The organism is Nonomuraea sp. K271 (genome assembly GCF_009908215.1).
Classification (GTDB): domain Bacteria; phylum Actinomycetota; class Actinomycetes; order Streptosporangiales; family Streptosporangiaceae; genus Nonomuraea; species Nonomuraea longispora.
Genome location: NZ_JAAAHR010000124.1, coordinates 17371 through 29191, shown reverse-complemented (window position 1 = coordinate 29191; position 11821 = coordinate 17371). Strand labels below are relative to the sequence as shown.

Below are 11821 nucleotides of genomic sequence, written 5' to 3'. Positions count from 1 at the left end.
GGGGACGGGCGCCAGGACGGGGTCGCCGTCGTTGATGGGGGCGGCTCCGGCGATGAAGTTGCTCAGGGCCTCGCCGTGCACGCAGCGCGCCTGGGTCAGGCCCCCCGCCGCCCTGCGGCTCAGCAGGTCGAGGGAGAGGCCGGTGCGGGAGGCGGCCACGATGAGGTTGCCGAAGCGGCGGCCGCGCATGACTCCCGGCTCGGCCATCAGGGCCACGTGGCCGAAGGTGCCCGTCACGGTCGCGAGCAGGCGCCGGGCGAACGCCAGCCCCTTGCCGTCGGCCAGGTTGATCAGCAGGGTGCCCGACGGGCGCAGGACACGCGCGAGGTCGCCCATGTACTCGGCCGTGGCCAGTTCGACGGGCATCGTCGCCCCGGAGAAGGCGTCGAGTACCACCAGGTCGGCCGAGGCGTCCCAGATCTTGGCGGTGCCCTCGCGGCCTCCGTCCACGATGACCTTCAGCCTGGGGACGGAGCGGAGGTTCAGTTGCTCGCGTACGAGATTGACCAGCAGGCCGTCGGGTTCGATCACGATGTGGCGGGAGCCGGGGCGGGTGGCGGCGACGTAACGGGGGATCGTGCAGGCGCCGCCACCCACGTGCAGGCAGCTCAGCGGGCCTTCCTCCACAAGGTCGATCACGTCGGCCATGAGCCGGACATACTCGAATTCCAGAAATGTCGGGTCTTGTAGATCGACGTACGACTGAGGTACGCCATCCTTGGACAGCACCCAGCCGTCCTGCCTGTCCAGATCCCGGAGGAGTTCGATCTCGCCGAACGTCACCGGATAAAGGCCGGGCATCGGTTCCCGCTGTCCACGTGCCACGCTGATCCCTCCTGGGAGAACCGTATGCGACGTCGAAGAATGATGGTGCTCTTTATCGCTTTCGTCGCGATACTGGGTGCGGGCGCGTTCGCCGTGGTGGCGTCGAACCGCGTGCGGGGGAGCGCCTCCGAGACCGCCGCGTCGTATTTCGCGGCGTGGCGCGAGGGCGACATCTCCGGCATGGCCCGCCTGGTGCACCGGCCGCCCTCCGACTTCTCGCAGCGGCACCGCGCGCTGACGGAGCAACTGCACGTCGAGTCCGTCCGGCTCAGCCCGGGCCAGGTGGCGAACACGGGAGACGAGAGCGCCGACGTGCCCTTCTCGGGGGTGCGGCAGCTCGCCGAGCTCGGGGCGTGGCCGTGGGCCGGCGTGTTACGGCTCGGCGTACGCGGGCGGACCTGGAAGGTGTTGTGGTCCCCCGAGACACTGCACCCGCTGCTCAAGGACGGAGGCACGCTGGAGCTGCGCGAGATCGAGGCGCCGGCGACCGAGCCGGCCACCAGGGAGGGCCACAGGATCCCCAACGACAGCTACGCGGAGGCGTACCTCGATCCCCTCACGACCGAGTTCGAGACCGCCGGCCACGGCTGGGAGCTGGTGTCGAAGGTCCCGGGCCGGCTCGCCACGCGGGTGCTGACCCGCGCACCCGAGGCGAACGTCGTGCGCACCACCCTGTCGCGCGCGGTCCAGGCGGCGGCCGCGCGGGCTCTGGACGGGGTGGACGGCTCGGCGATGATCGTCATCCGGCCGAGCACCGGCGAGATCCTGGCGCTGGCCGACCGCCTCGGTGAGAATCACAGTGCCGTACGCGACGTCTTCCCGCCGGGCTCGGTCTTCAAGACCATCACCGCCGCCGCGCTGCTCGCGTCGGGGCTCGACCCGTCGGCGCAGGTCGAGTGCCCCGGCACGTACACCATCCCGTTCCACCGGGCCTTCCGCAACGACGGCCAGGTGGACCGCGGCGTCGTCAGCTTCACAGACGCGTTCGCCCACTCCTGCAACACGACCTTCGTGGAGCAGGCCACCACGAGGATCGACGCCGACACGCTGCGCGAGACCGCCGACGCGTGGGGGTTCGGCAGGAGCATCGCGACCGGCGTCGGCGGGACCTGCGGCACCGTACCCGGCACCGACGACCTCGACATGTTGGGCGCGGACGCGATCGGCCAGGGTGAGGTGGTCGCCACTCCGCTGTGCATGGCCGCGGTGGCCGCCGCCGTGCAGAGTGGCGTCTGGCGCTCGCCCAGGTTGCTGACGAAGGAGCAGGTACGCCGCATCGACGGCCCGCCGCACGAGGACGTGCCCATGGACCAGGCGGTCGTGAGCGCGCTGCGCGACATGATGGCCGCCGTGGTCGACCACGGCACGGCCGGCGACGCCGGGCTGCCCGAGGGGGTCGCGGGCAAGACGGGCACGGCCGAGGCACGGGACGGCGAGGGCTCGCACGGATGGTTCATCGGCTACCGCGACGACCTCGCCTTCTGCGTGTTCGTCCGGCACGGGGGATCGGGGCGCCGGGCGGCCGTGCCCGTCGCGGCCCGCTTTCTGCGCGGGGTGTGAGCCCGGTGAGCCCGCGATGAGAGGTCCGTCACATGGGGCCGAACCCTAACCTACGGTACCGTAGGTTGCATGACGACCCTCACCGTCAGGCCACGGCTGCGGGGCTGGTTGCACACCGGAGCATTGCCCGTCACGCTGGTCGCGGGGTTCGTGCTCGTGGCGCTCGGCCCGACCCTGCAGGCCCGCCTGGCCTCCGCGATCTACGCGATCACCTCGGCCCTGTTGTTCGGCATCTCGGCCACCTATCACCGCAGCACGCTGGGCCCCCGCCTGGCGGAGTTCCTGCGCAGGTTCGACCATGCCAACATCTACCTGATCATCGCCGGCACCTACACGCCCTTCGCCCTGCTGGCGCTGGACGGAGCGGCCAGGATCGCGGTGCTCTCCGTCATCTGGGGCGGCGCGCTGGCCGGCGTGTTGTTCCGGGTGTTCTGGATGAACGCCCCGCGCTGGCTCTACACGGTCCTCTACCTGGCGCTGGGCTGGACCGCCGTCTTCGTGATGCCGCAACTGCTGCAGGGCGCGGGCGTCGCCGCCGTCGTGCTGGTGGCCGTCGGCGGCGTGTTCTACTCGGCGGGAGCGATCGTCTACGGCCTGCGCCGGCCCGATCCCGCGCCCCGCTGGTTCGGCTTCCACGAGGTCTTCCACGCCTGCACCATCGCGGCCTACCTGGTGCAGTACATCGCGGTCTCGATCGTGGTCTACTCGCACGGGTGAAGCGGCCCCAGGTCACTGATATTTGACCCGGTGCTGGTCTGTTTCCGGGCGCATCACGGAAAACAGACCAGCATGGGGGATATCGCGAGTTCATGGTGGATGCTGCTGGTACGCGGCCTCGCCGCCATCGTCTTCGGCTTCCTGGCGCTCATCTGGCCGGGCATCACGCTGCTCGTGCTGGTGATTTTTTTCGCCGCGTACGCCCTGGTGAACGGGGTGTTCGCACTGTTGTCCGGCTTCCGCCACGGAGCCAGGTCGCGAGCCTGGCTCATCGTCTCCGGCATCATCGGGATCATCGCCGGAGTCCTCGCCTTCGCCTGGCCCGGGATCACCTCTTTCGCTCTGCTCTACGTCGTGGCCTTCTGGGCCATCTTCTCCGGCGTCGCCGAGATCGTCGCCGGCGTTCACCTGCGCAAGGACATCGACAACGAGTTGATGCTCATCGTCGGCGGCATCCTGTCGGTGATCTTCGGTGTCCTGCTGTTCATCTGGCCGGGAGCGGGCCTGCTCAGCCTGGTCTGGCTCGTCGGCGCCTTCGCCATCCTGTACGGCATCGCCGAGATCGCCCTGGCGCTTCGCGTGAAGAACTTCACTTCTAGCCCTACTGTGCCGTAAATTTTACATATGAGAAGGCGTTCCTCGAAAGGAACGTACGACCCTATGTGGAGGCGCCATGGACGTGCACACCCGCCTTGCCCACCACCTGCTCGTCGACGGCTACCGCCTGGTGCTCGACCTGGAGCTCAGCCGTGGCTCCTGGCTCGTCGACGCCCGCGACGGCCGCCGCTACCTCGACTTCTACACCTTCTTCGCCTCCGCCCCCCTCGGTGTGAACCCGCCCTTCGACGCCGACTTCACCCAGCTCCTCGGCCAGGTCGCCCGCAACAAGCCGGCCAACCCCGACACCTACACCGAGCATCTCGCCGACTTCGTCGACACCTTCACCCGTGTGCTCGGCGACCCCGCGCTCCCGCACCTGTTCTTCGTCGAGGGCGGCGCCCTCGCCGTCGAGAACGCGCTCAAGACCGCCTTCGACTGGAAGAGCCGCCGCAACGAGGCCGCGGGCCGCTCGCGCGATCTCGGCACCAAGGTCCTGCACCTGACGAAGGCCTTCCACGGTCGCAGCGGCTACACCCTCAGCCTCACCAACACCGAGCCGGGCAAGACCGACCGGTTCCCCATGTTCGACTGGCCGCGCATCGACGTGCCCGCGATCCACTTCGGCGACGTCGAGGCGGCCGAGCAGCGCGCCCTCGCGCAGGCCAGGGAGGCGTTCGAACGCCATCCCCACGACATCGCCTGCTTCATCGCCGAACCCATCCAGGGCGAAGGCGGCGACAACCACATGCGGCCGGAGTTCCTCCAGGCCATGCAGCGCCTGTGCCACGAGTACGACGCCCTGTTCGTCCTCGACGAGGTGCAGACCGGCGGCGGGACGACCGGGACGCCGTGGGCCTACCAGCAGCTCGGGCTGGAACCCGACGTGGTGGCGTTCGCCAAGAAGGTGCAGGTCGGCGGGATCATGGCCGGTCGCAGAGTGGACCTGGTGCCGGACAACGTGTTCCAGGTGAGCGGCCGCATCAACTCCACGTGGGGCGGCGGCCTGGTGGACATGGTGCGCAGCCGGGGCATCCTCGAGATCATCGAGCGCGAGGGCCTGATCCAGCGCGCCGCGACCCTCGGCACCGTGCTGCTCGAACGCCTCACCAAGCTGGAGGCCGAGCACCCCGAGTCGATGGCGAACGTACGCGGCCGGGGCCTCATGTGCGCGTTCGACCTGCCCGACAGGGCCGCCCGCGACGCTCTGGTGGGCAGGCTCAGGGAGGACCAGGGGGTGCTGGTGCTGCCGTGCGGCCCTCGGTCCGTACGCCTGCGGCCGGCGCTGAACATCCTGGACAGCGACATCGACCACGGCATGGCGGCCGTGGCCGAGGCGCTCTGAGGGGCGTCACTGCGTGACGCTGGTGGCGGTGCGGCGCGGCCCGAAGTAGCGCCAGAAGAAGTTGATCAGCACGTTGACCCGGTTGCGCCCGCCCAGCAGGTACGCCACGTGCACGAAGATCCACACCAGCCAGGCGGGCAACCCGCGCATGGTCATCCCGTTGGCGAGCTGCAACACCGCCTCGGCCTTGCCGACGGTGGCCATGATGCCCGGGTCGCGGTAGGAGAAGCGCTGCAGCGGCTTGCCCCGCGCGGCGGCCAGGACCTGCCGGCCCACGTGCTTGCCCATCTGGATCGCGGGCTGGGCGAGCTGGGGCAGCGGGTCCGGCTGTCCGGAAAGGTCACCGGCCACGAAGATCTCGGGATGGTCGCGTACGTTCAGCGCCTCCGTCAGCGTCACCCGGCCGCCCTTGCCCTGCGGCAGGCCCCAGTCGGACACCTGCTTGGGCGCGGCCACGCCGAGCGCCCACACGGTCACGTCGCTCGGCAGCCGGGTGCCGTCCTCCAGGATCACCGCGTCCGGTTCGACGGAGGCCACGGTCGCCCCCAGCCGCAGGCGTACCCCGCGTCTGCGCAGCGCCTCGGCCGCCGCGTCCCGCAGCCGCGGCTTGTACGGCGACAACACGAAGTCGAACCGCTCGACGAGCGTCACGCTGGTCTGGTCGGGGCGGACCTCCGGGTGCGTCAGCGGCGTCGTGTGCCGGCGCAGCTCGGCCAGCGTGCCTGCCATCTCGACGCCGGTCGCGCCCGCGCCCACCACCACGACGTGCGTGCTGTCGCGCCGGCCCGCCGCGGTGTCCTCCAGGTAGTGCTGGAGTCGCCGGCGCAGCACCGCCGCGTCGCCGAGCGAGTAGATCGGCAGCGCGTTCTCCGGCGCGCCCGGCACGTTGAGCCAGTTGGTGGTGACGCCCGTGGCCAGGACGAGGTAGTCGTAGTCGAGGCCGCTGCCGTCCTCGAACTCCACCCGCCGCTCCGCGGGCAGCACCTTGCTCACCGCCGCCCGGCGGGCCCGCACGTTCGGCCACCTGGCCGCGAAGGTCCTGATCGGGTAGGAGACGTCGGCCGTGCCCATTCCCGCCGTGGCAACCTGGTAGAGCAGCGGCTGGAAGGTCGAGTAGGGGTTGCGGTCGACGAGCGTCACCAGGGCGCCGCCCTTGGCCAGTTCCCGGGTCGCGTTCAGCCCGGCGAAGCCGGCTCCTACGACGATGACTCGTGGTCTTCTGGCCATGTCAGGTCCCTTTCCCCCGCGAACGGCGTCATGCATGCCTATGGCACCGACAGTGGCTTTTAAACCACCACGGGAGAATGAGGGTGCTCCGTGCAGGTCACGCCGGGTGGTCCCCGCCACGGTCCGGCCCGTTCAGGGCGCATGGGGGAACGCCCACCGGTGAACCCGTTCCGGCGGGCGTTCCCGGGCGGGCGGCTATTTCTGGCGTGACTGCCACAATCCGATGGCGGTGACCCGTGAGCTGACGCCGAGCTTGGCGTAGATGCGGTTGACGTGGTTCTTCACCGTTTTCTCGCTGAGGAACAGGCGCTGCGCGATCTGGCCGTTGGACTGGCCAGTGGCGATCAGGTCCATGACCTCGGCTTCGCGTTTGCTCAGGGACATGAACACGCTATCGAACGCTGCGTCGTCGACTCTCATCCGGCCTCCGGGGGCGCGAGACGGTCAGATCGCCGATGGCCCCCGTGCTTCCGGCGTTAGCGGTAGACAGCGAGCATAACTCGCATTGTCAGGATTTGGGGGCGTTGTTGGGAGAAAACGCCAACGGCCGGTCCCTGAGGACCGGCCGTTGGGCGAGGGTGAGTGAAGGGACTTGAACCCTCGACATCCAGGACCACAACCTGGCGCTCTGCCAACTGAGCTACACCCACCATGGCCACCGCCGTGTGGTGGCACAGGAAAAGTGTAGCGTCGTTCGGGAGTCTTTACGCCACTCGTTTAGTTGCCGACACGCTCGGCGAGCGATCTGGCCGTAGCCGAATCGGGCCCAGGCTGGGCCACGAAGATCGCGGCGCGGTAGTAGCGGAGTTCCCTGATGCTCTCCGTGATGTCCGCCAGAGCACGGTGTCCGCCCTGCTTCTCGGGGGCGGCGAAGTAGACCCGTGGATACCAGCGGCGGACCAGTTCCTTGATCGACGAAACGTCGATCATCCGGTAGTGCAGAAAGGCGTCGACCCCGGGCATGTCGCGCGCGATGAACGTGCGGTCGGTGCCGATCGAGTTGCCGCACAGCGGCGCCTTCTTCGGCTCGGGCACGTGGCGGCGGATGTAGTCGAGCACCAGCGACTCGGCCTCCGCCAGCGTCACGCCGCCCGGCAGCTCGGGCAGCAGCCCCGAGGCGGTGTGCATCTCGCGCACGACCTGCGACATCTGCTCCAGTGACTCGGGCGGCGGCTTGATGACCACGTCGACACCTTCGTCAAGCTGCCGGAGCTCGCTGTCGGTGATGACACAGGCCACCTCGACGAGCGCGTCGCGCCCGAGGTCGAGCCCGGTCATCTCGCAGTCGATCCAGACCAGCACGTCACTCATTCGATCTCCTCGCACAGCGGCTCGGAGCGATCCGCCCGCTTGTCACCCCACCAGACTAGTGCCACAGGTCATGCGGGCTTGAGCGAGCCGACGACCTCACTCACCACATCGGTGCCCAGATTGTCGGGAACGGAGACGTAGACGATGGCCGGCCGCAGGCCCTGGCCGCGATCCATGAGCACGATAGCGCCGTTCTCCTTCTTCCACTTGTAGTCCTTGTCCTCCGACACCTTGCTGAAGTCGAGCTCGAACCGCAGGATCCACGCGTCGCGGTCGCCGATCTTCGTCGCCTTGTCCTCGACGATCTTGCTCTCGTGCGGGAGCTGGTAGTACCTGCCGAAGGTCATGAAGACGGCCTTGGCCGTGTCGCCCAGACCGGAGGTGCCGGCGTAGGGGTAGATCGGGTTCAGCGCGCCCGCGAACACGTTGCCGATCCAGTCGCCCTCGCCGTCATAGTTCTCGTGCGAGGTCTTCTGCACCCCGCTCGACCACTTCTGCTGGGTGGGGTCGGGACCGTTGACGGTGTTCGCCTCGGGCACCGTCCAGTCGTCGGGCACCTCGAAGGAGACCCCGGCCTGCGGGTCGGTGACACGGCCGCTCACCGGCTGCGGCAGCTCGGCGGCGCCCTGGCTGGGCGGCGGCTGGATGGAGGGGGGCTCATTGCTGGGCGGCTCCGGCTGGAACGTGTCCGTCGGCGACGGGCCCGCGAGAGGCTCGGTGTCGTTGTTGTTGACGAAGAAGACCCCGGCGACGACGATCAGCGCGACCACCACGAGCGCCGCCAGCCCGCCGAACACCCACGGCATCGGGTTGCCCTGCTTGGGGGGCGGGCCGTAGCCCGGCCCCGGCAGCGGGACACCGTCCCACTGGTGCGCCGACGGCGCGGGCTGGCCGTAGGCCGACTGGCCGTACGTCGGCTGCCCGAACCGCAGCGTGGGGTTGGCCGGTGTCACCGGCCCGTCAGGGCCCGGCTGCGGTCCCGAAGGCGAGTGCGGCCCGGGATCGGGAGGCGGCGGCCCCGGATCGTGTGACTGCGGTCCTGACGCGTACGGCTGCGGCCCGGAGGACGGCTGCGGTCCCGAGGGTGACTGAGGCCCGGGACCGTGCGGCTCGAAACCGGGACGGTTCGGCTGCGGCCCGGTCACCGGCTGCTGGGAGGCGCCGGCAGGTGGATCCTGCGCGTGGGTGGCGTCGGTCCACTGGCTGCCGTCCCACCAGCGGAGCCGGGGCTCTCCATAAGGGTCGGGGTACCAGCCCGCGGGGGTCTGCGTGGTCATGTTCGTCAGATTAGTCCTCTCTCGCGGGAAGCCGGACCCCCGACGCGGGAGGGATCCGCCCGGAGCAGGCGCCGCGCTCAGCACCGGTAGGTGAAGCTCGCCTTGTCCGTACGCACCGGGCCCGGCGTGAGCACGCGCAGCGTCGCCGTGGCCTTGACGGTGCTCCTGCCCTGCAGATTCCAGCGCAGCGGCAGTGTGTACGACGTGCGATCGGCCTCGGTGAGCAGCGTCCCCTTGACGACCTCATCGTCCAGGCTCTTACGCCATTCGTAGGCGATCTCCCCGGGCGCCCCGTTGGTGACCACCCTGCCGGTGATCAGGACGGAGCTGTCGCAGCCCTGGGTCTTCTTCGGCGCCGTGACGCCGATCGACACGACCGCCAGGTCGGGGCCCTCGCCCAGTTTGTACCAGGCCAGGATCGCCCCCGCCATGACGGCCGCGAACACCGCGGTGGACAGGATCGTACGCCGCCGCCGTGCCCGCGAGGCCTTGCCCGCCCGCGCGGCGGGTTCGCCGCGCCCGTCCCGCCAGATCCGCTGAGCCGTGGTCTGCGGGCGCTGCGGCTCCGTACCGACTCCGGGCCCGAACTGCACAGGCCCAGGGGTACGGCCCGGAACGTGCAGCAGCGTGACGATGTCGCCCTCGTCGTGCGGCACGACCGGCGCCTGCGCGTACGCGGGCGGCTGGGCGAACGCCGACCTGTCCCGGGCCGCCCTGGCCAGCGCGTCCCTGCTGATCGTGCCGCCCGGCAGCGCCGTGCGCTCGTTGAGCAGGGTGTCCCTGGCGGCGGAGAGGCCGAGGGCGGTGGCCGAGGCGGCGGCGCGGGTGAACAACCCGGCCGCCTGCGGCGTGCTCTGCTCGCAGGAGCCGGCCAGCGCGCGCGCCAGGGACGCCCAGCCGGTCGTGTCCCGCTCGGGCGGTGAGACCTGGCCGCGGACGGTGTCGGACAGGCCGCGCTCCGACAGCAGCGCGGCGCCCTCCGCCGTGATCACCACCGTGCGCGGATGCACGGAGCCGTGCGTCACCCCGGACGCGTGCAGCGCGAGCAGCGTCTGCGCGGTCTCCACGAGTACGGCCGCCGCGCCGTCGGCGGTGACCGGCCCCGCGGCGAGCAGGTCGGCCACGGTGGGGCTGACCGCCTGCGCGGTGAGCAGCCACACCTGGTCGCCGGTGGCCACGACGTCGGCCACCGGGATCAGCCCTGTCAGGCCGGCGAGCACGAGCCGCCGGTCCGTCATCACCGACTGGACCACGCGGTCGCGGACGCCTGGCAGCATGATGATCTTGGGATCGAACAGCAGCGCCCCGGCCCTGCGGCCGTCGGGGGAGATGGCGTCGATCCAGTTGCCGAGCTCGGTCATCCAGGTGTGCTGGGTGAGCCGGAAGCCGGCGATTCCGTTGCCCGGGGCGTTCGCAGGGTTGTCCATCGCCGTTGCCCCCCGCGGGTCTAGCGCTTCCCTCTGTGGCGCCTCGCCTTGCGGCGCTTCACCGCAAGTGTGACCGGAAGCGTGCCCGTCGTCACGAGCCCGGCGGCGAACAACACGGCCTGCGACCGGCCCGCGGCGTCCGGCCTGGGCCCCGCATCGGTGGGCTGCTCGCCGGTGGGCTGCTCATTGGTGGGCCGGTCGGTGCCCGGTTCGCCGCGCGTCGGTGTCCCGGCCCCCGGCGACTGCTCGCCTCCCGGCCCGTCGGAGGCGGGCGGCTGCGTGGGCTCGGTCGGCCGGTTCGTCGGCACGGTGAAGGTGGGCGCGGCGGACGTCGGGGATGCCGCCGTCGGTGTCGTGGCCGCGGACGCCGTCGCGGGCGGCGGGAGGGCGGTGCCGCTCCTCGTGTCGGGCGGGTCGCTCAAGACCACGAACGCCGACACCACCGCGGCCGCCGTCACCAGCACCAGGCCGCCCGTCACCGCGAACTTCGTCGCGGGCGCCATCGTGGTGTGGAACAGGCTCGTGGAGCCTCCGTCGGCCACCGGCTGGGGCCTGGGCAGCAGCGCGGTGAGCGGCACGGTCAGCAGGCCGAGGCCGGCCCGTCCCCGCCGCTCCCAGTCCTCCCCGTACGAGGCCAGCGCGACGCCCTCCAGTTCGGCCAGGAACGCCCGCGCCGACTCCGGCCTGGCCCCGGGGTCCTTGGCCAGGCCGTGCTCGACGATGGGCCGCAGCGGCTCGTCGACCTCCTCGACCGGCGGCGGGACGTGCTGGTGCTGGTAGGCCAGCGCGGCCACGGTGTCGCCCAGGAAAGGGCGGTGGCCGGTCAGGCACTCGAAGAACACCAGCGTCGCGGCGTACACGTCGGTCGCCGGGCCTGCCGGGGCCTCCTGCCACTGCTCGGGCGCCATGTAGGAAGGGGTGCCGACGAGGTCGGCGGTCTCGCCGACGTACGCGGCCACGCCGAAGTCGACGAGCTTGCTCTCGCCCTCCTCGGTAATCATGACGTTCTCGGGTTTGAAGTCCCGGTGCACCACGCCGCGCTCGTGAGCCGCGGCCAGGCCGAGCAGCGCTCCCTTCAGCACCACGAGCGCCGACTCCGCTCCGGTCGCGCCCTCGTGCTCCAGCAGCCGCCGGAGCGTGATGCCGTCGACCAGTTCCATCACGATGACGGCGTCGTCGCCGGCCTCGACGTAGTCCAGCACGCGGGCGGTGTGCGGGCTGTCGATCTCCTGGATGACCTGCGCCTCTGCCCTGAACCTGCCGGCGAACTCGGCGTCCTCGCGCAGCGGGCCGGACAGGTGCTTGATCGCGACGGCCAGCCCGTCGGAGTCGCGGACGGCGAGCATGACCCGCCCGGTCCCGCCGTGTCCGAGTTCCCGGATCTCGGTGTAGCCGGGAACTTCCATAGGGGACCTCCTGACCCGAAAAAGATCCTTATGTCAGGACGCTAACCCCCCGTAACACCGTGTGTCGACCCTCTTCGCCCTAGCGACCGGCCCCCTGCTGCAATCGATATGTTTCTTCCTCCATATAGT

11 protein-coding genes and 1 tRNA gene are annotated in these 11821 nt (G+C 70.4%); 4 read left to right on the top strand and 8 right to left on the bottom strand.

The window, feature by feature from the left end:
- A partial coding sequence (locus GUY59_RS32990; protein ID WP_330849258.1) for a spermidine synthase occupies positions 1–825 on the bottom strand: 825 nt, incomplete at its 3' end.
- Positions 826–849: 24 nt separating this feature from the next.
- On the opposite strand from GUY59_RS32990, the gene GUY59_RS32985 reads away from it, so the two are divergent.
- The 4 genes from GUY59_RS32985 (at position 850) to lat (ending at position 5044) form a co-directional block, all read left to right on the top strand.
- Positions 850–2385 (top strand): penicillin-binding transpeptidase domain-containing protein, encoded by a 1536-nt coding sequence (locus GUY59_RS32985; protein WP_138204655.1) that lies wholly within the window; start codon positions 850–852, stop codon positions 2383–2385.
- A 69-nt stretch (positions 2386–2454) separates the two neighbouring features.
- Positions 2455–3102 (top strand): PAQR family membrane homeostasis protein TrhA, encoded by a 648-nt coding sequence (gene trhA / locus GUY59_RS32980; protein ID WP_132335831.1) that lies wholly within the window; start codon positions 2455–2457, stop codon positions 3100–3102.
- A gap of 99 nt (positions 3103–3201) precedes the next feature.
- Positions 3202–3717 carry an HdeD family acid-resistance protein gene (locus GUY59_RS32975; protein WP_236667732.1) on the top strand — a complete coding sequence of 172 codons (516 nt, stop codon included), beginning with the start codon at positions 3202–3204 and terminating at the stop codon, positions 3715–3717.
- Between the two features lie 58 nt (positions 3718–3775).
- The gene (lat, locus tag GUY59_RS32970; protein ID WP_138204651.1) at positions 3776–5044 is read left to right on the top strand and encodes an L-lysine 6-transaminase; all 1269 of its coding nucleotides are present in this window, start codon (positions 3776–3778) and stop codon (positions 5042–5044) included.
- A gap of 6 nt (positions 5045–5050) precedes the next feature.
- Here lat and GUY59_RS32965 read toward each other — a convergent pair whose 3' ends face one another.
- From GUY59_RS32965 to GUY59_RS32935, 7 genes are all read right to left on the bottom strand, one after another.
- Positions 5051–6271, bottom strand: coding sequence for an NAD(P)/FAD-dependent oxidoreductase (locus tag GUY59_RS32965; RefSeq protein ID WP_138204648.1), 1221 nt, complete (start codon positions 6269–6271; stop codon positions 5051–5053).
- A gap of 195 nt (positions 6272–6466) precedes the next feature.
- Positions 6467–6691 carry a helix-turn-helix domain-containing protein gene (locus GUY59_RS32960; RefSeq protein ID WP_132335839.1) on the bottom strand — a complete coding sequence of 75 codons (225 nt, stop codon included), beginning with the start codon at positions 6689–6691 and terminating at the stop codon, positions 6467–6469.
- Positions 6692–6848: 157 nt separating this feature from the next.
- Positions 6849–6921 (bottom strand) — tRNA-His (locus tag GUY59_RS32955).
- A gap of 67 nt (positions 6922–6988) precedes the next feature.
- Complete coding sequence (gene orn / locus GUY59_RS32950) at positions 6989–7582, bottom strand: oligoribonuclease (RefSeq protein ID WP_132335841.1); 594 nt, start codon at positions 7580–7582, stop codon at positions 6989–6991.
- A 68-nt stretch (positions 7583–7650) separates the two neighbouring features.
- Positions 7651–8859: a DUF2510 domain-containing protein gene (locus tag GUY59_RS47795; protein ID WP_201761631.1), complete on the bottom strand. Its 1209-nt coding sequence runs from the start codon at positions 8857–8859 to the stop codon at positions 7651–7653.
- 77 nt (positions 8860–8936) lie between these two features.
- Positions 8937–10286 (bottom strand): hypothetical protein, encoded by a 1350-nt coding sequence (locus GUY59_RS32940; RefSeq protein WP_138204646.1) that lies wholly within the window; start codon positions 10284–10286, stop codon positions 8937–8939.
- A 20-nt stretch (positions 10287–10306) separates the two neighbouring features.
- A complete protein-coding gene (locus GUY59_RS32935; protein WP_138204644.1) occupies positions 10307–11692 on the bottom strand; it encodes a serine/threonine-protein kinase in 1386 nt (461 codons plus the stop codon).
- Between the last annotated feature and the right edge of the window lie 129 nt (positions 11693–11821).

Excerpts from the sequence above, each read along its gene's own strand:
- GUY59_RS32975 (WP_236667732.1), top strand. The coding sequence starts at position 3,202 with ATGCTGCTGGTACGCGGCCTCGCCGCCATCGTCTTCGGCTTCCTGGCG.
- orn (WP_132335841.1), bottom strand. The coding sequence starts at position 7,582 with ATGAGTGACGTGCTGGTCTGGATCGACTGCGAGATGACCGGGCTCGAC.
- GUY59_RS32965 (WP_138204648.1), bottom strand. The coding sequence starts at position 6,271 with ATGGCCAGAAGACCACGAGTCATCGTCGTAGGAGCCGGCTTCGCCGGG.
- GUY59_RS47795 (WP_201761631.1), bottom strand. The coding sequence starts at position 8,859 with ATGACCACGCAGACCCCCGCGGGCTGGTACCCCGACCCTTATGGAGAG.
- GUY59_RS32940 (WP_138204646.1), bottom strand. The coding sequence starts at position 10,286 with ATGGACAACCCTGCGAACGCCCCGGGCAACGGAATCGCCGGCTTCCGG.
- GUY59_RS32935 (WP_138204644.1), bottom strand. The coding sequence starts at position 11,692 with ATGGAAGTTCCCGGCTACACCGAGATCCGGGAACTCGGACACGGCGGG.
- trhA (WP_132335831.1), top strand. The coding sequence starts at position 2,455 with ATGACGACCCTCACCGTCAGGCCACGGCTGCGGGGCTGGTTGCACACC.
- GUY59_RS32985 (WP_138204655.1), top strand. The coding sequence starts at position 850 with ATGCGACGTCGAAGAATGATGGTGCTCTTTATCGCTTTCGTCGCGATA.
- lat (WP_138204651.1), top strand. The coding sequence starts at position 3,776 with ATGGACGTGCACACCCGCCTTGCCCACCACCTGCTCGTCGACGGCTAC.
- GUY59_RS32960 (WP_132335839.1), bottom strand. The coding sequence starts at position 6,691 with ATGAGAGTCGACGACGCAGCGTTCGATAGCGTGTTCATGTCCCTGAGC.